Source organism: Bradyrhizobium sp. 956_D2_N1_4 (genome assembly GCF_052076025.1).
GTDB lineage: Bacteria > Pseudomonadota > Alphaproteobacteria > Rhizobiales > Xanthobacteraceae > Bradyrhizobium > Bradyrhizobium barranii.
Genome location: NZ_CP197237.1, coordinates 9,051,793 through 9,072,424 on the forward strand (window position 1 = coordinate 9,051,793; position 20,632 = coordinate 9,072,424).

20 protein-coding genes are annotated in these 20,632 nt (G+C 64.4%); 14 read left to right on the forward strand and 6 right to left on the reverse strand.

All coding sequences use genetic code 11. The features are described 5' to 3' along the window. Positions 1 to 95: 95 nt before the first annotated feature. Positions 96 to 986, reverse strand: a complete 891-nt coding sequence (locus AB7535_RS42905) for a LysR family transcriptional regulator (protein ID WP_071909447.1) — start codon at positions 984 to 986, stop codon at positions 96 to 98. A 97-nt stretch (positions 987 to 1,083) separates the two neighbouring features. On the opposite strand from AB7535_RS42905, the gene AB7535_RS42910 reads away from it, so the two are divergent. Beyond that, positions 1,084 to 1,761: a peroxiredoxin-like family protein gene (locus tag AB7535_RS42910; protein WP_085403442.1), complete on the forward strand. Its 678-nt coding sequence runs from the start codon at positions 1,084 to 1,086 to the stop codon at positions 1,759 to 1,761. Between the two features lie 3 nt (positions 1,762 to 1,764). Here the strand turns inward: AB7535_RS42910 and hydA are convergent, their stop codons facing one another. Continuing rightward, positions 1,765 to 3,219 carry a dihydropyrimidinase gene (gene hydA / locus AB7535_RS42915; RefSeq protein WP_085403423.1) on the reverse strand — a complete coding sequence of 485 codons (1,455 nt, stop codon included), beginning with the start codon at positions 3,217 to 3,219 and terminating at the stop codon, positions 1,765 to 1,767. 114 nt (positions 3,220 to 3,333) lie between these two features. Beyond that, a complete protein-coding gene (locus tag AB7535_RS42920; protein WP_085403422.1) occupies positions 3,334 to 3,942 on the reverse strand; it encodes a TetR/AcrR family transcriptional regulator in 609 nt (202 codons plus the stop codon). A gap of 103 nt (positions 3,943 to 4,045) precedes the next feature. Here AB7535_RS42920 and AB7535_RS42925 point away from each other — a divergent pair, with 103 nt between their 5' ends. From AB7535_RS42925 to AB7535_RS42950, 6 genes are all read left to right on the forward strand, one after another. Then, complete coding sequence (locus tag AB7535_RS42925; RefSeq protein WP_085403421.1) at positions 4,046 to 4,741, forward strand: PspA/IM30 family protein; 696 nt, start codon at positions 4,046 to 4,048, stop codon at positions 4,739 to 4,741. Between the two features lie 40 nt (positions 4,742 to 4,781). Then, positions 4,782 to 5,057 carry a YiaA/YiaB family inner membrane protein gene (locus tag AB7535_RS42930; RefSeq protein ID WP_014491840.1) on the forward strand — a complete coding sequence of 92 codons (276 nt, stop codon included), beginning with the start codon at positions 4,782 to 4,784 and terminating at the stop codon, positions 5,055 to 5,057. 261 nt (positions 5,058 to 5,318) lie between these two features. Continuing rightward, complete coding sequence (locus AB7535_RS42935; RefSeq protein WP_085403420.1) at positions 5,319 to 6,380, forward strand: amidohydrolase family protein; 1,062 nt, start codon at positions 5,319 to 5,321, stop codon at positions 6,378 to 6,380. Between the two features lie 71 nt (positions 6,381 to 6,451). Then, positions 6,452 to 7,564, forward strand: a complete 1,113-nt coding sequence (locus AB7535_RS42940) for an amidohydrolase family protein (protein WP_167768044.1) — start codon at positions 6,452 to 6,454, stop codon at positions 7,562 to 7,564. Between the two features lie 21 nt (positions 7,565 to 7,585). Further along, positions 7,586 to 7,999 carry a Rieske (2Fe-2S) protein gene (locus AB7535_RS42945; RefSeq protein WP_014491843.1) on the forward strand — a complete coding sequence of 138 codons (414 nt, stop codon included), beginning with the start codon at positions 7,586 to 7,588 and terminating at the stop codon, positions 7,997 to 7,999. Positions 8,000 to 8,072: 73 nt separating this feature from the next. Continuing rightward, positions 8,073 to 8,279, forward strand: a complete 207-nt coding sequence (locus AB7535_RS42950) for a hypothetical protein (RefSeq protein WP_014491844.1) — start codon at positions 8,073 to 8,075, stop codon at positions 8,277 to 8,279. A gap of 159 nt (positions 8,280 to 8,438) precedes the next feature. Here AB7535_RS42950 and AB7535_RS42955 read toward each other — a convergent pair whose 3' ends face one another. Further along, positions 8,439 to 9,284: an SDR family NAD(P)-dependent oxidoreductase gene (locus AB7535_RS42955; protein WP_085403419.1), complete on the reverse strand. Its 846-nt coding sequence runs from the start codon at positions 9,282 to 9,284 to the stop codon at positions 8,439 to 8,441. A 183-nt stretch (positions 9,285 to 9,467) separates the two neighbouring features. On the opposite strand from AB7535_RS42955, the gene AB7535_RS42960 reads away from it, so the two are divergent. The 4 genes from AB7535_RS42960 to AB7535_RS42975 all read left to right on the forward strand — a co-directional run bounded on the left by AB7535_RS42960 (position 9,468) and on the right by AB7535_RS42975 (position 14,053). Further along, positions 9,468 to 10,964 carry an aldehyde dehydrogenase family protein gene (locus tag AB7535_RS42960; protein WP_135214800.1) on the forward strand — a complete coding sequence of 499 codons (1,497 nt, stop codon included), beginning with the start codon at positions 9,468 to 9,470 and terminating at the stop codon, positions 10,962 to 10,964. A gap of 207 nt (positions 10,965 to 11,171) precedes the next feature. Continuing rightward, positions 11,172 to 12,035: an outer membrane protein gene (locus tag AB7535_RS42965; RefSeq protein ID WP_085403417.1), complete on the forward strand. Its 864-nt coding sequence runs from the start codon at positions 11,172 to 11,174 to the stop codon at positions 12,033 to 12,035. A gap of 157 nt (positions 12,036 to 12,192) precedes the next feature. Beyond that, positions 12,193 to 13,320, forward strand: coding sequence for an alkene reductase (locus AB7535_RS42970; RefSeq protein ID WP_085403416.1), 1,128 nt, complete (start codon positions 12,193 to 12,195; stop codon positions 13,318 to 13,320). Between the two features lie 226 nt (positions 13,321 to 13,546). Beyond that, the gene (locus AB7535_RS42975) at positions 13,547 to 14,053 is read left to right on the forward strand and encodes a GFA family protein (protein WP_041954128.1); all 507 of its coding nucleotides are present in this window, start codon (positions 13,547 to 13,549) and stop codon (positions 14,051 to 14,053) included. Here AB7535_RS42975 and AB7535_RS42980 read toward each other — a convergent pair. Beyond that, positions 14,007 to 14,438, reverse strand: a complete 432-nt coding sequence (locus AB7535_RS42980) for a TfoX/Sxy family protein (RefSeq protein WP_085403415.1) — start codon at positions 14,436 to 14,438, stop codon at positions 14,007 to 14,009. The two genes, AB7535_RS42975 and AB7535_RS42980, sit on opposite strands and share 47 nt — an antisense overlap. 151 nt (positions 14,439 to 14,589) lie before the next feature. On the opposite strand from AB7535_RS42980, the gene AB7535_RS42985 reads away from it, so the two are divergent. Then, positions 14,590 to 16,251: a thiamine pyrophosphate-binding protein gene (locus AB7535_RS42985; RefSeq protein ID WP_085403414.1), complete on the forward strand. Its 1,662-nt coding sequence runs from the start codon at positions 14,590 to 14,592 to the stop codon at positions 16,249 to 16,251. Positions 16,252 to 16,480: 229 nt separating this feature from the next. Here AB7535_RS42985 and AB7535_RS42990 read toward each other — a convergent pair whose 3' ends face one another. After that, complete coding sequence (locus AB7535_RS42990) at positions 16,481 to 17,860, reverse strand: LLM class flavin-dependent oxidoreductase (protein ID WP_085403413.1); 1,380 nt, start codon at positions 17,858 to 17,860, stop codon at positions 16,481 to 16,483. 284 nt (positions 17,861 to 18,144) lie between these two features. Here AB7535_RS42990 and AB7535_RS42995 point away from each other — a divergent pair, with 284 nt between their 5' ends. Both AB7535_RS42995 and AB7535_RS43000 read left to right on the forward strand, forming a co-directional pair. Continuing rightward, positions 18,145 to 19,530: a M20 family metallopeptidase gene (locus AB7535_RS42995; protein ID WP_085403412.1), complete on the forward strand. Its 1,386-nt coding sequence runs from the start codon at positions 18,145 to 18,147 to the stop codon at positions 19,528 to 19,530. 100 nt (positions 19,531 to 19,630) lie between these two features. Then, positions 19,631 to 20,542 (forward strand): amino acid ABC transporter substrate-binding protein, encoded by a 912-nt coding sequence (locus AB7535_RS43000; protein WP_063985668.1) that lies wholly within the window; start codon positions 19,631 to 19,633, stop codon positions 20,540 to 20,542. Positions 20,543 to 20,632 lie beyond the last annotated feature (90 nt).

Genomic DNA, 20,632 nt, shown 5'->3' on the forward strand with positions numbered 1-20,632 from the left:
AGCCAATTGCGACCAAAGGAGGCAAGCGCCATGCCAGTAAATGCGACGCATGGTGTCGCAGCCCGCTGTGCCCGCGGAACGGTCCGGCGCGTCGCTCATGGCGTCTGCTTCATGTCGGTCGCGAGATAGTCCACCAGAGCGCGCACCTTGGTCGAGGGGCGGCGGCCACCCGGGAAGACGGCGTAGACGTCGATGGGCGAAAGCTTGTAGCTCTTCAACAGGGGGACCAGCGTGCCGGCGGCGATCTCGGGTCCGGCCATGATTGGCGATGTGATCGCGATGCCGAGCCCCGCCTGCACACAGGCGAATACGCCGGGGCCGGAATCGGTGGTGATGCGGCCGCGGACATCGACCGATGTCTCCGTTCCGTTCCGCGTGAACGACCAACTGGTGCGGCCGGACTGGCCTGGTCCGAAAATGCAATCGTGGGACGCGAGGTCCGCCGGCGTTTTCGGTGTGCCACAGATGGCAAGATAAGACGGCGATGCCACCACGAGGCGCGGCAATATCCCGAGACTTCGCGCGCCAAAGCCGGAGTCGTTGAGCAGGCCGAGCCGAATGGCGACATCGGTCCCCTCGGCGACGAGGTCCTGGCGTTCGTCGACCACGGATAGCTCGACGCGCAGCAGCGGATGCGCAGCCAGGAATTTCGGCAGGCGCGGGATGATGTTCCGGGCGCCGTACATGACGGGCATCGTGATGCGGATCGTGCCACGCAGCGAGTCGATGCCGCGCGCGGCGTCCTCGGCGTCCTCGATATCGGCCAGCACTTCGCGTGCGCGGGTGAGGAACAGCGCGCCGGCGTCGGTGACGGTGATGCGGCGCGTGGTTCGCAGCAGCAGCTTGACGCCCAGCCGGGCCTCCAGCTCGCCGATGATGCGGGACACCGAGGGCTGCGACAGGCCGAGCTCGCGTGCGGCCTTCGAAAAGCTGCCGCTCTCCGCCGCGCGGACGAACACGGCCAATTCTTGCAGTCGATCACTCATTTGAAATCCAGATAAATGTTGTCCGTATCGACCGTATACCCCTTCATTTTCAAATGATCCAGATAGGACGGGCCAACAGCAAAAGATGGAGCTACCCATGGCCCTGCAAGACAAACTCGATGCCTTCAAAGCCGACTTCGAAGCCGGCCGCTTCCCGCTCAAGCCCAGCAAGGAGGCGCTCGACACCATGCACCGCGCCACCGCCGAACTGATCGCGAGCGGCCAGGCGCAGCGCGCCAAGAAGGCCGGCGACGCCGCGCCGGAATTCATCCTCAGGGATCCCGACGGCAAGCAGGTCGCGTCGCGCGACCTGCTCGCGAAGGGACCGCTGGTCGTGTCGTTCTATCGCGGCGTCTGGTGCCCGTATTGCAACCTCGAGCTCCAGGCGCTGCAGGAGACGCTGCCGGAGATCGCCGCGCGTGGTGCGAGCCTCGTTGCGATCTCGCCGCAGACAGCGCCGAACAGCCGCAAGTCGGAGCGCGAGAACAAGCTGTCGTTCCCGATCCTGAGCGACGTCGCGAGCGGCCTCGCCGACGCCTTCGGCATCCGCTTCGCGCTGCCGGCCGATCTCGTCTCGCTCTACAAGTCCTTCAAGAACGACCTGCCGACGTTCAACGACAATCCGGCCTGGGTGCTGCCGATGCCCGCGCGCTACGTCATCGGCCGCGACGGCATCATCGCCTATGCGGAGGTGAACCCGGACTATACGCAACGCCCCGATCCGTCCGAACTGTTGCCGGTGCTCGACCGGTTGCGGGCCGGCAAGGCGGCCTGATCGTTACGGCGTCACCGCTCCGCGTGTGACCGCACGCGGGGCGGTCAGTTGCTTCCACGTCGAGTTGGCGACATGCACCGGCGAGAACGCCGGACGCTCGACATAGTGCCCGTCGCCGGCCTCGGCGCGCAGATCGCCAGCCTTCCAGACGATGCGGCCACGCGACAGCGTCGCGGCCGGTCCGCCGGTGCAGGCAAAGCCTTCGAACACGTTGTAGTCGATCCGGCTCATCTGCCGCTTCGCGCTGATGGTCTTGCTCGCCCTGGGGTCCCACACCACGACATCGGCGTCCGAACCGACGGCGACGGCGCCCTTGCGCGGGTAGATATTGAGGATGCGCGCGATGTTCGCCGAGGTCACCGCGACGAATTCTTCCTTCGTGAGCCGCCCCGTCGCGACGCCCGCGGTCCACAACAATGCGAGCCGATCTTCGAGGCCGCCGGTGCCGTTCGGGATCTTCCTGAAATCGCCGAGCCCGAACCGCTTCTGCTCGGTGGTGAAGGCGCAATGGTCGGTGGCGACCACCTGGAGCGAGCCTGATTGCAGGCCGGCCCAAAGACTGTCCTGATGCGATCTGTCGCGGAACGGCGGCGACATCACGCGCTGCGCGGAATGATCCCAGTCCCTGTTCTGGTACTCGCCGGCATCCAGCAGCAGATGCTGGATCAACGGCTCGCCGTAGACGCGTTTCCCAGCAGCCCGTGCGCGGGCAATCGCCTCATGCGCTTCGCGGCAGCTCGTGTGCACGATATAGACCGGCGTGCCCGTCATGTCGGCGATCATGATGGCGCGGTTGGTGGCCTCGCCCTCGACCTCCGGCGGCCGCGAGTAGGCGTGGCCCTCGGGGCCGGTGACGCCGCGCGCGATCAGCGCTTCCTGCATCAAGGCGACGACGTCGCCGTTTTCCGCATGCACCACCGGCATGGCGCCGAGATGGGCGCAGCGCGCGAACGAGTTGTAGAGCTCGTCATCGTTCACCATTAGCGCGCCCTTGTAGGCCATGAAATGCTTGAAGGTGTTGATGCCGTAGGTTTTGACCACGGTCTCCATCTCGTCATAGATCTGCTTCGACCACGACGTCACCGCCATGTGGAAGCCGTAGTCGATCGCCGCCTTCTCGGATTTGTGCCGCCACTCCTGATAGGCCGCGAGCATCGACTGGCCGGGATCGGGCAGGCAGAAATCCACCACCATGGTGGTGCCGCCGGTCAGCGCCGCCTTCGTCCCGGATTCGAAATCGTCGGCGGTCACCGTGCCCATGAACGGCATTTCGAGATGGGTGTGCGGATCGATCCCGCCCGGGATGACATAGGCGCCGCCGGCATCGACGATCTCCGCGCCCGTCGGTGCATCGAGCGATGTTCCCATCGCGACGATGGTCTCGCCGTCGATCAGCACGTCCGCACGGCGCGAATGATCATGATTGACGACGGTGCCGCCGCGGATGAGGAGGGGCATGGGAGACTCCGGAGAGAGGACGAGATGCGGCGAAAGCTAAGCGTGCTGCCAGCGATGCGACAGGCGAAATTTTAGTCAGGCGTCGCCGCCGGTTTCGCTGCGCTCTCTCGGCTTCTACGCCGCCCGCGCGATCAAGCCGTCGATCATCGCCCGCACCAGGCCCGCGATTTCCTTCCGCAGCGCCGGCAGCGGCACGGCGACCAGCCTCTGCTCGAGCCCCAGCGCCACCATGCCATGCACGGCCGAGAACAGGCTGCGTGCGGTGATGCCGAGCTCTTCGGTCCCTCTGTCCGGAAACAACGCTGCCAGCGGCGCGTAGATGTGGCGGAACAGCTGCAACTGGTCGTCGACGGACCAGTCGGGGACTTCCTTGCCGGGCGCCATGCGATGCTCGAACATTGCGCGCCAGAGCTCGAGATTTTCTGCGGCGAAATCGCAATAGGCGATCGCGATGCGGACCAGCGTCTCCTGCGGCGACGGATTGCCCGCGCTCACCGCCGCGCTGAGCACCTTGTCGAGCCGGAGTAACGTGCGCGAGCCGACGCGCAGGACCAACTCGTCCACGTCGGCGACGAGATTGTAGACCGCGCCATTGGCGCAGCCGATCTCGCGGGCGAGATCGCGGGTTTTGAGACCCGCCAACCCGCGCTCAGCGATCATCCGCTCGGCCGCCTGGATCAGGTCGGCCCGCAATTTCTCTCGACGTTCCAAGGCTTTAGTCATTTATTAATCAAATTCTTGAGCGACGCTCAAATATTTATTGAACGATGTTCAAGGTTTCTGCTACAAACCATCTGTGAGCAACGCTCATAACAGGGAGCAGCAAATGTTCAAGACCGTAGTGACACTTTTCCGCGGCAGCGTGGCCGCCGCAGGCGAGGAACTGGAAGACCGTACGACCCTTCTGATCCTCGACCAGCAGATGCGCGACGCGGCCGCCGCCGTCGAGCGCAGCAAGCGGACCCTGGCGCTGGCAATCGCCCAGGACCAGCAGGAAGGCCGCAAGCTCGAGGCGACCGTGGCCCGCATCGCCGACCTCGAGACCCGCGCGGTTGCGGCGCTCGACGGTGGCCGCGAGGACCTCGCCAAGGATGCTGCCGAAGCCATCGCAGGCTTGGAGGCCGATCGCGATGCGGCGATGACCGCACGCGCATTGTTCGCGACCGAGATCATCAGGCTGAAGCGCCACGTCGCAAGCGCGCAGGCCCGCATCACCGAGCTCGATCGCGGCCGTCGTGTCGCCCGTGCCTCGGAAGCGGTGCGCTCGCTTCGTCGCAGCGGCATTGAGGCGGCACGCCCTTACGAATCCACGCTGCCGGAGGCGGAGAGCACCTTGAGGCGCCTGCGCGACCGGCAGATGGAAGCCCAGGCCGCTGACGACGCGCTGGTCGAGCTCGATGCGGCCAGCGGTCCGCTCGCCACCGCCGAACGGCTCGCCGAGCAGGGCTTTGGCCCCCGGCTCAAGACGACCGCGGACGACGTGCTGGCGCGGTTGAAGTCCAAGCGCATGCCGACCGCCTGATCCCAAACCCAATCATCATTCGAACCAACAGGAGACCATCATGAACCAGAACGGCCAGCCCCACAGCAGCGCCTGGGTGACCTTCACTTACGCGTCCTTCGCAGCCTCCGCGTTCCTCGTCGCCATCGGCATCTTCTTCCTGCCGATCGATCTCTGGATGAAGGGATATCTCACCATGGGCATCGTGATGCTGATCCAGACCTGCATCACCTTGACCAAGACGGTGCGCGACAATCACGAGAGCAGCCGGCTGGTGAACCGGATCGAGGATGCCAAGGCCGAGCGACTGCTGATGGAAGTGTCCAAGGCGGCTTGAGGCGAGAGCGCATAAAAGCGCGAAATAGCTGCAGTATGGAGCGGCGGATGCCGTAGCATCCACCGCTCGCGCCGTGAGACCATCCACCATCGAGCGGTCGCCGCGTGCGACGAATCGCGGATCTTCATATCGCGCCTGCGAAATGCAACCGAGCCATGACGGATCGCGCGGGCGGGCGACCTTGCGCGCCGGCACGGGCAGGGGCACTCTGCGCAAGCGGCGCACAAGAACGCCGCCAATAAGATTGCACGAGGAAGCTCCATGGCGGTGACGCGGATCGACTGCGACATCCACCCGGCGGTTGGTGGCACGCGCACGACGCTGCTTCCTTATCTCAGCGATCACTGGAAAGAGCAGGTCGTGAGCCGCGCCATCGACGGGCTTGATCTCACCTCCTATCCGCCGAGCATGCCGCTGACCGGCCGTGCCGACTGGCGGCCGGCCAATGGCGTCAAGCCCGGCTCCGACCTCGCCATGGTGCAGAAGGGCGCCTTTGATCAATTGGGCGCCAGCCACGCGATCCTCAACGTGCTCTATGGCGCGCAGGCCGTGTTCGACGCCTACATGGCGGCAGACTTCTGCAAGGCTATCAACGACTGGATCGCCGCCGAATGGCTGTCGCGCGATCCGCGCCTTCGGGCCTCCATCGTGGTGCCGATGCAGGATCCGGATCTCGCGATCGAGGAGATCGAGCGCCGCGCCGGCGACAATCGTTTCGTCTCCATCCTGGTATTGGCGCAGGGCGAGACGCTGTTGGGTCGGCCGCATTTCTGGCCGGTGTACCGGCTCGCCGAGAAGTACCAGCTACCGCTGGCGATCCATGCCGGTACGCAATATCGTCAGGCGCCGAGCTCGGCCGGCTGGCCGTCGCACCGCTACGAATATTACTTCGTCGAGGCGCAGGCGTTTCAGGCGCAGATCCTGAGCCTCATTTATGAAGGCGTTTTCGGCAAGTTTCCCAACCTGAAGGTCGTGCTGATGGAATCCGGCGTGAGCTGGCTGCCGGCCTTCATGTGGCGCGCCAACAAGACCTGGCGCGGCGTCCGCGTCGAGGTTCCCTGGGTCGAACGCGAGCCGGCTGCAATCATCCGCGACAATTTCCGCGTCACCATGCAGCCCTTCGATGCGCCGGGCGACGCCAAAAGCGTCGAGGAGATCATCGACCAGATCGGCTCGGAAAAGATGTTCCTGTTCGCGTCCGACTATCCACACTGGCAGTTCGACGGCGACGATCCGATTCCGCCGAACCTGCCGAAGAGCATCATCGCGAAGATGTGCGTCGACAATCCGCTGGAGACGTTTCCGCGGTTGTCGCTGAATTGACGCATGATCCGGAAAAGTGGGTACCGGTTTTCCGATAAGATCATGCGCAAACAAAAAGTTTGGAGGATCGCATGAGTGACGTCATCGACCGCCCGCTGCTCGACGAAGAAAAGCCCGCCGCCTCGCGGTTGCGCATCGTCGATTGCGACGTGCATCCGAGCTTGCGCTCGACCGATGATCTCAACGAGTTCCTGCCGAAACGCTGGCAGCAGCATCTGAAGGAGTATGGCAGCCATCTGCGCACGCCTTATCTCTTCACCACGCCCTATCCGCGGTCATCGCCCTTGATCGCACGGCGTGATGCGTGGCCGCCGACCGGCGGGCCGCCCGGCTCTGATCTCGCCTTCATGCAGAAGCAGCATCTCGATCCGCTCGATGTCGAGTTCGGCATTTTGCAGGTGCTCGATCTCTTCATCTTCTCGCAGCAGAACCTGGAATTCGGCGCCGCGATCCAGCGCGCCATCAACGATTGGCAACTGGCGTTCTGGTCGCATCGCGATCCGCGCCTGAAGGCGTCGATCCTGGTCGGGCAGGACGGCGTGGATCTCGCCATCGCCGAGATCGAGCGCTGCGCCAAAATCGGCGAATACATCCAGATCAACGTCTCGCCGCGCGCCAACGAGCCGCTCGGCCGCCGTCGCTACTGGCCGATCTACGAGCGCGCCGAGGCGCTGGACCTGCCACTCGGCATCCATGTCGGCGGCTATGGCGGGCATGCGCCGACCGGCGGCGGCTGGCCGTCCTATTATGTCGAGGAGCACCAGTCCAACGCACACACCATCGCGGCGCAGCTTGCGAGCCTCGTCATCGAAGGCGTGCCGGAGCGGTTTCCGAAGCTGAAGATCGTCTTCATCGAGGGCGGCTTCGGCTGGATCCCCTCGGCGGTGTGGCGGATGGACCAGCATTTCGAGCGCTTCCGCAGTGAGGTGCCGCATCTCAGGCGCAAGCCGTCGGAATATGTGCGCGAGCATTTCTGGTTCACGACGCAGCCGATCGACGAGCCCGACGAGGCGCGGCATCTGCGTTCGCTGATCGAATGGGTCGGCATCGACAGGCTGTTGTTCTCGTCGGACTATCCGCACTGGGATTTCGACGATCCGCGCTTCGCCTTCAAGACGCCGCTCTCTGAAGCCGAGCGGAAGAAGATCTTCAGCACCAATGCCCGCGCGGTCTACAAGTTCTGAGCAAAGAGGTTCTGAACGGATATGGCCCGTCACATCGTCGCGCGCACCTCGGAGATCCCGCCCGGCGGCAACAAGGTCGTCGATATCGCGGGCCGCGACATCGTCGTGTTCCACGTCAATGGCGAGTTCTTCGCACTGTTGAACCGCTGCCCGCACGAGGGCGCGCCGCTGGAGAAGGCCGCTTGCGTGGCGCGGCTGACCTCGCCCGAGCCCGGAATCTATGAGCGCTCGCGCGTCGGCGAGATGCTGCGCTGTCCCTGGCACGGCTGGGAATTCGACATGCGCAACGGCCAGTCCTGGTTCGATCCGAAACGGGTCAAGATCCGGTCCTATCCGGTCGCGGTGGAACGTGGCGAAGAGTTGCAGAAGGGCCCATATGTCGCCGAGACGTTTCCGGTGCATGTCGAAGACAGCTATGTGATTGTCGAGGTCTGAGCCGGCATTGCCGATTGAGATTCCAACGCAGGTGCGTTATGGCTCTCGCGCTTTCCAGAGGCGGAGATGAGCTTTGTCGAAACAATCCCTGCGTGAGGAGGCCGAGCGCCTGATCCGCGAATCGATGGAAAAGAAGACCATCGTCGTCAAGCAGGGCTCGACCCGCATCGAGGCCGTCTGCGGCAAGTGCGGCGCCCCGAACCGGGTGCAGGCGGAAAAGGGCCAGAGCCGGGTCAAATTCGCGTGCAAGAATTGCGGGCATCAGCAGGAAACGCTGTAGGGCGCTTGCGCGGTATTGCTGCGCCGCGAGGCTCTAGCTCCTCATCCTGAGGAGCCCGCTGAAAGCGGGCGTCTCGAAGGATAGAGGCCGAGCTGTCGCAGCGGGGCCTTCATGGTTCGAGACGCGCGTTCCGCGCTCCTCACCATGAGGGTCTGATAGTCAGTCCCCCTTCACGAACTTCGCGAACGCGTCGGCATAGTCCGGGTGCCAGCGCGACAGCGGCGGGCGGTTCTCGACGATGTCTCCCGCCGCCCACAGCATCCGCTTCTCGTCGAGCTCGCGCGGCACGTCGTTGTCCGGGCAGAGGATGTAGAAGTCGCCGGCTTCCAGCCGTGCCAGCATGAAATCCACGGTCTGCTCAGCCGTCCAGGCCCCGGCCGGCTTCTCGGTGCGGCCCTTCGCGGTCAGGCCGGTGAAGACGAAGCCGGGGATCAGCAGATGCGCGGTGATGCGGCAGTCCTTCGTGTTGCGCAGCTCGTGTTGGAGCGCTTCCGTAAAAGCCTTCACGCCGGCCTTGGAGACGTTGTAGGCGGGATCGCCGGGCGGCGTGGTGATGCCCTGCTTCGAGCCGGTGTTGATGATCAGCCCAGCCTTGCCGCGCGCGATCATGCCGGGTGCGAAGATGCGCGAGCCGTTGATGATGCCCCACATGTTGACGCCGATGATCCGCTGCCAGTTGTCGGGCTCGCCGAACAGCGTGCTGCCCGGCTGGATGCCGGCATTGTTCATGAGGATGTCGGTGCCGCCGAAGCGCTCGCGCACGCCGCGTTCCAGTTCCGTCACGCTCTCGGCCTTGCTGACATCGACCGCGAACGTCATCACATGTGTGGCAGGCGTGACGGATGACAGTTTTGTTGCAGCTTCCGCCAGCCGCGCCTGATCCACATCTGCGATGCACACCTTCATGCCGGCGCGCGCGAAGGCCAGCGCGGCAGCCAATCCGATACCGGATGCGCCGCCCGTGATCACGGCGACATTGTCTTTGACGATGGCGGAATGTGGCATGGTTGGTCTCCGGGGAAGGGCTCGGTCGAGCTATAACATGGCACTCGCGCGACCCTGCACAAGTCGGCATGGGAGGTCTTCGTTCCACGCCGCCTTTACGCCTTTCCGGCGGCGCTGTATTCTATTTGACCTAACGATCCCGCCCAGATCGAACCAATCAATCATTTGACAGGGAGTGCAGCCATGGCTGTGTCGCAGGCTATTCCGATCACGCGCCATCCGTTCGCCAACGGGTCCTACAAGCAGATGCTGATCGACGGGAAGTGGGTCGATGCTGCCTCAGGCAAGCGCTTCGAGACCCACAACCCCGCCACCGGCGAATTGCTGGCGACGGTCGCCGAGGGCGACAAGGAAGACATCGACCGTGCGGTCGCCGCCGCTCGCCGTGCCTTCGAAGGCCCCTGGAGCAAAGTCAAACCGTTCGAGCGGCAGAACCTGCTGCTCAAGCTCGCCGACCTCGTCGAGAAGAATTTCGACGAATTGTCGCAGCTCGACACGCTCGACATGGGCGCGCCCCTCAGCCGCACCCGCGCCTATCGTCTGCGCGCCGTCGGCATGCTGCGCTATTACGCCGGCCAGACCACCGCGATCCATGGCGAGACCATCGAGAACTCGCTGCCCGGCGAAATCTTCTCCTACACGCTGAAGGAGCCGATCGGCGTCGTCGGCGCCATCATTCCCTGGAACGGCCCGCTTACCGCGACGATCTGGAAGATCGGCCCGGCCATCGCGACCGGCTGCACCGTGGTGCTGAAGCCTGCCGAAGAGGCGCCGCTCACCTCGCTGCGCATCGCCGAACTGGCGATGGAAGCCGGCATTCCGCCCGGCGTCATCAACGTCGTGCCCGGCTATGGCGAGACCGCGGGCGCCGCGCTTGCTTCGCATCACGACGTCGACAAGGTCGCCTTCACCGGCTCGCATGTCACGGGACAATCGATCATCCGCGCCTCGGCCGGCAACCTCAAGCGCGTCTCGCTCGAGCTCGGCGGAAAGTCGCCGGACATCGTGTTTGCCGATGCTGATCTCGATGCCGCCGTCCCCGGCGCCGCGATGGCGGTGTTCGCCAATTCCGGCCAGATCTGCAGCGCCGGCACGCGCCTGTTCGTCGAGCAGTCGGTCTACGAAGAGTTCGTCGGCCGCGTCGCCGAGTTCGGCAAGAAGCTGCAGGTCGGCAACGGCCTCGATCCCAATGTGCAGATCGGCCCGCTCGTGTCCGAGGAGCAACTCAAGCGCGTCACCGGCTATCTCGACATCGGCCAGAAGGAAGGCGCGCGTGCGCTCGCCGGCGGCGGCCGCGTCACCGAAGGCGCGCTGTCGAAGGGCTTCTTCGTCTCGCCGACGGTGTTCGCGGGCGTGCAGGACAACATGCGCATCGCGCAGGAGGAGATTTTTGGTCCCGTCATCTCCGCGATCGCGTTCAAGGACATGGACGAGCTGGTCAAGCGCGCCAACAACACCACCTTCGGCCTCGGCTCGGGCCTGTGGACGCGCGACGTCAGCAAGGCCCATGCGGTGGCGAAGAGCTTGCGCGCCGGCTCGGTGTGGGTGAACTGCTACCAGGCGATGGACCCGGCCGTACCCTTCGGCGGCTACAAGATGAGCGGCTACGGCCGCGAATCCGGCAAGCAGCATGTCGAGGAATATCTCAACGTGAAGGCCGTCTGGATCAAGACGGCGTAGGGCGTTTCTGCTGCCGCGTCCGGGTTTCAGCGGCTGATCTTGCTTGCGGCGACGAGAGGCTGCTTGCGACGACCAGAAGTTGTTGCCCGGGCGCTACAAGCGTTTTGAAACGGCTGTTGTCCGCGATCTCGCAAGGATTGTTATCCCATTTCGAACGTCGGCCCGTTACTGCTGGTCAACGTCAATGTTCGGGTTGGGATATCGAGAATGCTTCGCTTCACTTCGATCATGCTTGTGGCTTTGGGCGTCGCCTCGACGCAGCCCGCGGTCGCAGCCGATATCGCCGCGCGTGCGCCGCTCTACAAGGCGCCGCAATTGCCCGTCGCCTACAACTGGTCGGGCTTCTACGCCGGCGTGAATGTCGGATATGGCTGGAGCGATGATGCGATCAAGCTCGTGCCGCACGACCCGGTTTTCACCGCGGGTGTGCTCGACGTGGCCCTCGCGGGTGGCCTTGTCCCGCCGTCATTGGCAACAAACCCGCGTGGTGTGCTGGGCGGCGTGCAGGCCGGCTACAATGTGCAGACGGGCTCCCTGGTATGGGGCGTCGAAGCCGATATCGCGGCCGCCGGCATCAAGGGCAGTTCGACGGTCTCCCGAACCCTGCCGGTCTTTCCGGACATCATGACCAGGCAAGAGCAGAAGGTCGACTGGTTGGGGACCGTGCGCGGCCGGATCGGTGCCACCGTTACACCCGACCTGATGCTCTACGCGACCGGCGGTCTTGCCTATGGACATGTCAAGGCGTCGACGTCGATCGTGGATCCCACGCTTGCGGCCGGCACGCCCTGCCTCAACGTGATCTGTGGGGCGGGGACGTCGGAAAGCTGGCGCGCGGGCTGGGCCGTCGGCGGTGGCGGCGAGTACCGCTTTGCGTCGAACTGGAGCGTCAAGCTCGAATATCTCTATTATGATCTCGGCAGCGAGAAATACACTTTCTTCAATCCGCTGTTCCCGTTCACTCCGGGCCCCGCGCGTGGCTTTGACGCAACCGCGGATTTCACCGGCCACATCGCGCGGGTCGGCCTGAACTACAAGTTCGGCTCGGGCCCGGTCGTCGCGAAATACTGATCCGCCGTTCTGGACGGACAGCAAGCCCCGGGCCCGGCCCGGGGCTTTTTGCTTCTGCCGCTTCTTTCGGCTGGCCAGCCATCCACCCAAGCGACTTCCGGGCTGCCACTCTTTCTCATATGATCCCCGTCCTCTCATCGATCATTCCGGGGATCACATGAAATTCGAGGCGTTGTTCAAACCGTTGCAGGTCGGTCCGTACAAGCTGGCGCATCGCGTCGCGTTGGCGCCGCTGACGCGCATGCGCGCCGAGCGCGCGAGTTTTTCGCCGCGGCCGCTCAACGCCGAATATTACGGTCAGCGCGCCACGCAAGGCGGCTTGATCATCGCTGAAGCGTCCCCCGTGCTCTCGCATGGCCGCGGCAACCCCGCGACGCCTGGCATCTATTCGGAGGCGCAGATCGCCGGCTGGCGCAAGGTGACGGATGCCGTGCACGCCAAGGGCGGCATCATCTTCCTTCAGCTCTGGCATGTCGGCCGCGTTTCGCATTCGTCCTTCCACGGCGGTGAGCCGCCGGTCTCGGCTTCGGCGATTGCGATCAAGGCCGAAGGCATGAAGGCGATGACCGCCGACGGCAAGATTTCTGATTACGAGACCCCGCGCGCGCTGGAGACCGACGAGGTCAAGGGCGTCGTTGAGGCGTTCCGGCAGGGCGCGAAGAACGCGCTTGCCGCCGGCTTCGACGGCGTCGAGATCCACGGCGCCAACGGCTATCTGCTCGAGCAATTCCTGCAATCACGCAGCAACCAGCGCACCGATCAATATGGCGGTTCGATCGAGAACCGCGCGCGGCTGCTCCTGGAAGTCACGCAGGCGGCCATCGACGTCTGGGGCGCGAACCGCGTCGGCGTGCGGCTGTCGCCCCACGGCATCGCCAACGATTCCGGCGAGCCCGATCCGATGCCCCTCTACACCCACGTCGTGAAGACGCTCGACAAGCTCGGCCTTGCCTATCTTCACTTCATCGAGCCGCGCTCCAGCGGCGCTGGCCGTGCCGACGTCCACTGGGAGAACGTGCCGTCGGCGATGGTGCTGTTTCGTCCGCTCTACAGCGGCGTGCTGATGACCGCCGGCGGCTTCACCGGCGAGACCGCGAATGCGGCGATCGCCGACGGCCATGCCGACATCATCGCCTTCGGCCGCATCTTCATCTCCAACCCAGATCTGCCGCGCCGCCTTCGGCACGACTATCCGATCACGCCGTATAACCGCGCGACGTTCTACGGCGGCGAGGAGAAGGGGTATACGGATTACCCGGTGTATGACGAGCTCGCGACGGCGTAGAGACCTTCGTAGCCCGGATGGAGCGCAGCGAAATCCGGGTTTCTCACCTCGCCGATAGACTTCCCCGGATTGCGCTTCGCTCCATCCGGGCTACAGGTCTATATTCGTAGCTCCGACGAGCCCACAAACTCCGTCATTGCGAGCGTAGCGAAGCCATCCAGAGTCTTTCCGCAGAGGCAGTCTGGATTGCTTCGCTGCGCTCGCAATGACGACGGAAGGACCTACCATGGCCAAAGCCGCAGTCGCCGCAGGAACCGCCACCGGCCAATGCCTCTGCGGCAAGGTCACCTTCGAGATCGACGTCCCCGCGCGTTGGGCCTGGCATGATCATTCGGCCAGTAGCCGCCGTGCCCACGGCGCGGCCTATGCGACCTATGTCGGAAGCTGGAAGAAGCGCTTTCGCATCACCTCGGGGAAAACCGCGCTCGCCCGCTACGAGGACAAGGCCACCAGGACCGCGCGCAGCTTCTGCGCCCATTGCGGCACGCCGATCGCGTACGAGCGGCCGCGCGGACCGCACATGGTCAACATCCCCCGCGCACTATTCAACGAGCGCACCGGCCGCCAGCCGCTCTATCACATCGCGATCGAAGAGCTTCAGGAATGGGCCTATACCGGCGAGCCGCTGGTGCCGCTGAAGGGCTTTCCGGGCGTGGTCTGGCAGCGCTCGAAAAAGAAGAAGCGCGCTAGCGGCGAAGACCCTTTCGAGCTCGGCCGCGAGGAGGTGCTTTAGCCTTGGCGGCGACCTTGGTCTTCGCCGCAACAGCCTTCCGCGGCGCCGCTTTGCGTCCCGCCGCATTCGCCGCCACGAAGTCGAGCCCGCGCTTGACCCATTTTTTCAGATCGGCATCGCTCTGATAGCCGTCCGGCGCGACGCGCACAAAGCCGGTCATGATGCGCCCGCGCATTTCCATCGGGCTGGCGTGCGGCTCCTGCAGCATGCGTGCATGCGCGTCCGGGCCGACACGGATCAGCATGCCGCCGCGCCCGCTTACGGTGCAGCACATGGTGTTGTTCACCATGAAGCAGAGGCCGCCCATCATCTTCTTTTCCGCGACGTCTCGCTGACCCGCCAGCAATTTGCGCACCCGCGCCGCGGTGTTCTCGTCATAGGCCATCGCGTCTCCCCGTGCAGGTTTACGCCCGAGCATGTTCCCAGCTTGCCCGCGCCGACGCAAGTCTGCCATGACGGCGCTTCCTTGCGTGCCTCGGCCAAGTTCGGCCATCATGCCTCACCTTGCGGCAGCGCCCGCGGGGCCTGGAGGAAACATGAAGAACAAGATTACCGGCCGCTCCGCTTTTCTCGCGCTGCTCAAGGACGAGGGCATCACCCATCTGTTCGGCAATCCCGGCACCACTGAGCTGCCGATCATGCACGCGCTGAAGGACCATCCTGATCTCACCTATGTGATGGCAATGCAGGAGAGCCTGGTGGTGGCGATCGCGGATGGCTACAGCCGCGCCTCCGGCAAGCTCGTCGCCTGCAACGTCCATGTCGCGCCGGGGCTCGGCAACGCGATGGGCTCGCTCTACAACGCCCAGTTCACGGGCACGCCGATGATCCTGACCGCCGGCCAGCAGGAGCAGGGCCACGGCCTGATGGAGCCGGTGCTTTATGGCCCGCTGGTGCGTATGGCCGAGCCGCTGGTGAAATGGGCGGTCGAGGTGACGCGGCTGGAAGATCTGCCGCGCATCGTCCGCCGCGCCGCCAAGGTCGCGATGACGCCGCCGACCGGGCCGGTGTTCATCTCGCTGCCGGGCGACATCCTCAACAGCGAGGCCGGCATCGATCTCGGTCGCTCCACCCGGATCGATGCTCGCGTAAAGCCGTCGGACGAGGCGCTGAAGGCGTTTGCCGCGCGGCTGCTCAAGGCTGAACGTCCCGTCATCGTCACCATGGACGAGGTGGTCAAGAGCGATGCACTGAAGGAGGCCGCCGAACTCGCCGAGCTGCTTGGTGCGGCCGCCTATCAATCCTCGACGCCCTACGGCTCGCATTTCCTCTCGGAAAGCCCGAGCTTCCTCGGTACGCTGGCCCGCGTGCAGAAGGTCGCGCGCGACACACTCGCACCTTACGATCTTCTGATCGCGCTTGGCGGCGATCCCTTGCGCATGTCCGTCTACAGCGAAGTCGATGCGCTGCCGGATGGCCTGGGCATCGTGCAGATCGGCCTCGTCGATTGGGAGATCGCCAAGAACTACGGGGCTGAAATCGCGCTGAAGGCGGATCTGAAGGAAACGCTGCGGGCGCTGATCCCGATGCTGAAGGAGATGGGCGGCGCCGCGCTGGCAAGCCGTGCAAAGCAGCGCCTCGTCGAACTCGCGCCGAAGAACTGGACCGCGCGGCGTGCCGCGCTGGTCGAGCAGATCGGCAAGAGCGCCGGCCGCAGCCCCATCGATCCCGACTTCCTGGTGCTGCAAATGGTCGAGGCCATGCCCGATCATGCGATCCTCGTCGACGAAGGGCTCACCTCGAGCCGCCAGATCACGGCGCTGCGTCCGCACCGCGACCGCTTCGGCTATCATGGGCTTGCCTCCGGCGGCATCGGCTGGGGCCTGCCGGCCTCCGTCGGCGCCAGCATCGCCAATCCGGATCGCCCGGTGGTTTGCTTCTCCGGCGACGGCAGCGCGATGTATTCGATCCAGTCGCTGTGGACGGCGGCGCATCACAAGCTGCCGCTCAACGTCGTCATCGCCAACAATGGCGGCTACCGCATCATCAAGCAGCGCCTGCTCGCCTTCCATGGTGACGACAATTACGTCGGCATGGATTTCGTCGATCCGCCGGTGGATTTCGCAGGGATTGCGAAGGCGCTCGGCTGCGAGGCGATCAAGGTGAGTGATCCCCGCGAGTTGAAGGCGACGCTGGCGTCGGCGTTCGGTCGGCCGGGGACGAAGCTGATCGAGGTAATGGTGGACGGGAAGGTGTAGGGCAGCGCGCCATCGCGTCGGTGCTCGCCACGTTCTCAGCTGTCATCGCCCGACTTGATCGGGCGATCCAGTATTCCAGAGACGGCTGTGATTCCTCGATAGGCCGCGGCGTACTGGATGCCCCGGTCCCGGCTCCGCCAAGGCTACGCCGGGACCACAAGGGTACTCGGCCGCCGAAGCCTTTTGGCGAAGGCGGCAAGCCGGGGCATGACAGCGTACCTAGCGGCTTCTACCCCTTCTTCCCCACCCGATACCCCGCCGCCGGATGCGGTGCGTCGAGCCGCGCACGGCCGTCGCCGAACAGCTTCTCCCGCAGCGTGCCCTTTGCATATTCCGGCTTGTAGCGGCCGCGCTTGGTCAGCTCCGGCACCAGCATGTCGGCGATATCCTCGAAATCGCCGGGCGAGATCGCAAAGGCGACGTTGAGGCCGTCGACGTCAGTCTTCTCGAACCAATCCTCGATCTTGTCGGCGACGCTCTCGGGCGTGCCGACCACGACCGGGCCGGCGCCACCGATGCCGACATGCTCGATGACGTCGCGGACGGTCCAGACGCGGTCGGGGTCGCCGCGGGTGACGTTATCGAGTGCGCTGCGGCCGGCGTCGTTCTGGACGTGACGCACCTGCTGGTCGAGCTCGTAGCCGGAGAAGTCGATGCCGGTCCATCCCGACATCAGGGCCAGCGCGCCTTCCGGACTGATATGCGACCGGTAGTCGGCATACTTGGCCGCCGCTTCGGCTTCCGTGTTGCCGAGGATGATCGTCATCATGTTGAACATCAGGATCTCCGCCGGATTGCGGCCGAGCGCGGCGGCTTCCTGGCGGATCGCGGAGACGCGCGGCGCAATGATCTTGGCCGACGGTCCTGACATGAACACGCATTCGGCATGCTTCGCCGCGAATTGCCGGCCGCGCGGCGAGGTGCCGGCCTGGTACAGCACGGGCGTCCGCTGCGGCGATGGCTCGCTGAGATGGATGGTGTTGTTGATGCGGTAATTCGCGCTCTCATGATTGATGCGATGAACCTTGCTCGGATCGGTGAAGATGCCGCGCTTGCGGTCGCGCAGCACCGCGTCGTCCTCCCAGCTCCCTTCCCAGAGCTTGTAGACCACCTCCATATATTCGTCGGCGATGTCGTAGCGATCGTCGTGTCCGGTCTGCTTGTCCTTGCCGGCGCCGCGCGCGGCGCTGTCGAGATAGCCGGTGACGACATTCCAGCCGATCCGTCCCTCGGTGAGATGGTCGAGCGTCGACATCCGCCGCGCGAACGGGTAGGGCGGCTCGAAGGACAGGTTGCTGGTGACGCCGAAGCCGAGATTTTTCGTCACCGCCGCCATCGCCGAGAGCAGCAGCAGCGGCTCGTTCGACGGCGTCTGCGCTGCATTGCGCAAGGCCGCGTCAGGGCTGTTGCCATAGACGTCATAGACCCCGAGCACGTCGGCCAGGAACAAACCGTCGAAACGGCCGCGTTCCAGTGTCCTGGCGAGATCGATCCAGTAGGGCAGGCGGTTATATTCGGCGGTGCGATCGCGCGGGTGGGTCCACAGCCCGGGTGATTGATGCGCGACGCAATTCATCGCAAAGGCGTTGAGCCTGATCTGCTTGGCCATGATGATCCCCCGGCGCCCTATACCGAGCGCTCTTCGAATGATAAACGTGCGCCTCAACTTGGCGAAGTTCTTGCATATTCTTGGCCCTTGGCAAGGGCCAAGAATAGAAAGGCTTGCGCTTGGCAAGGCCAAAATCAGCGGCGCTCCCGCTCTTGGCAAGCCAATCTCAAGAGAGCAAGAACGAAATCGCAAGAGAACTACAAGAACTGTCCAAGTCCCCGCCACTTTCGAAGGCCACCCTGTCTCGGGTAGGGTCCTTCGCCTCGAAGTCCGAAAAGCAAATCATGACCAGAGCCGACGCCATCTCCCGCGCCCGTGAGGATTTCAAATCCGGCGCGTTCCTCGCTGAACTCGACCGCCGCGTCGCCTTCAAGACCGAGAGCCAGAATCCGTCGCGCGGCGCCGAACTGCGTTCCTATCTGGAACAGGAGATGATGCCCTCCTTTGCTGCGCTCGACTTTACCAGCCGCATCGTCGAATCCCCGAGCGGCAAGGCGCCGTTCCTGTTCGCCGAGCATCACGAGAGCGCGTCAGCGCCAACCGTGCTGATCTACGGCCATGGTGACGTCGTCGACGGCATGGAGGGGGAGTGGCGCGACGGCCGCGATCCCTGGCGCACGACGGTTGCGGGCACGCGGCTCTATGGCCGTGGCACCGCCGACAACAAGGGCCAGCACAGCATCAACATGGCAGCACTCCGCGCAGTGCGCGAGGCCCGCGGCGGCAAGCTCGGCTTCAACGCAAAATTCATCGTCGAAATGGGCGAGGAAATCGGCTCGCCCGACCTCGGCAAGGTCTGCGACCTCAATCGCGATGCGCTCAAGGCCGATTTGTTCATGGCCTCCGACGGACCGCGCCTGTCGGCCGACCGGCCGACCTTGTTCCTGGGCTGCCGCGGCGGCATCCGCATTCATCTCGACGTCAATCTGCGCGATGGCGGCCATCATTCCGGCAATTGGGGCGGCGTGCTCGCCAACCCCGCGACCATTCTCGTCAACGCGATCTCGACGCTGGTCGACGGCCATGGCCGGCTTCAACTCGACGCGCTGAAGCCGCCGCGGCTCACCAACCAGATCCGCAGCTATCTCGCCGACGTGCAGGTGGTGCCGACCGAGGACGAGCCGGCGCTCGCGGAGAACTGGGGCGAGGAAGGGCTGTCGGCCGCCGAGCGGCTCTATGCCTGGAACACGCTCGAAGTGCTGGCGATGTCGTCCGGAAATATCGAGAAGCCCGCGAATGCCATCCCCGGCCACGCCAATGCCGTGCTGCAACTGCGTTTCGTGGTCGGCACCAAGGTCGACGGCCTGATCGATGCGGTCCGCGCGCATCTGGTGCAAAAGGGCTTTCCGATGGTCGAGGTGCGGGCCGCCCAGAGCTTTGCGGCGTCGCGCACCGATTTCGACAGCCCCTGGATCACGTGGGCGGCGGATTCGGTGAAGGAGACCACCGGCAAGGCGCCGGCCGTTTTGCCGAATTTCGGCGGCTCGCTGCCCAACGACGTGTTTTCCGAGATCCTGGGCCTGCCGACGATCTGGGTCCCGCACTCCTATCCCGGCTGCTCCCAGCATGCGCCCAATGAGCACATCCTGCTGCCATTGACCGAAGAGGCCTTGACGGTGATGGCCGGGCTGTTCTGGGATCTCGGGGAATTGCCCAAGCCACTCGGCTGAGCCATTAACCTGAGCCGCAATCCAGCCGAAAGTCACATTCTAATCCGGCCCAATCTGTGCTTGCATCCGGGCCGCATCATCCTGAAAGGGGAATAAAAAAGTGAGACATTTCCGTAGCATCGGCCTCGCGCTCGCCGCGACCTTCGCCGTCAGCCAGGCCGGGGCCCAGGAGCTGACCGGCACGCTGAAGAACATCAAGGACACCGGCGCCATCACGCTCGGCTTCCGCGATTCCTCGATCCCGTTCTCCTATCTCGACGACAACCAGAAGCCCGTCGGGTTCGCGATGGACATCTGCTACAAGATCGTCGACGCCGTGAAGAAGGAGCTCAAGCTCGACAAGCTCGAGGTCAAGCTCAATCCGGTGACCTCGGCGACCCGTATTCCGCTGATGGCCAACGGCACGATCGACCTCGAATGCGGCTCGACCACCAACAATGCCGACCGCCAGAAGCAGGTGGCCTTCACCAACACGCACTATCTGACTGCCAGCCGCTACGTCTTCAAGAAGTCGAGCGGCCTGAAGTCGATCGACGATCTCAAGGGCAAGACGGTGGTCTCCACCGCCGGCACCACCAACATCAAGCAGCTCACCGAGGCCAATGTCGCGAAGAGCCTGGGTGCCAATATCATCCCGGCCAAAGACCATGCCGAGGCCTTCCTGATGGTCGAGACCGACCGCGCGGTCGCCTTCGTGATGGACGACGTTCTGCTCGCGAGCCTCGTTGCCGGCTCGAAGACGCCGGACGACTATGTCATCTCCAAGGACGCGTTCTCCAAGCCTGAGCCCTACGGCATCATGCTGCGCAAGGACGACGCGCCGTTCAAGAAGGTGGTCGATGCAGCAACCGCTGCGCTCTACACCTCCGGCGAGGGCCTGAAAATCTACGATAAGTGGTTCACGGCCAAGATCCCGCCGAAGGGCCTCAACCTCAACACCCCGATCTCGGCCGAGCTGAAGAACGAGTTCGCGAAACCTTCGGACTCGCCGAACCCGGACGACTATAAGTAAGATATAACCTCGGTCTCCGGATCGGGATCATGTCCGGCCACTCTTGACACCAGAGTGGCCGGACATTTGCATAGGCGCCGGGACATCCAT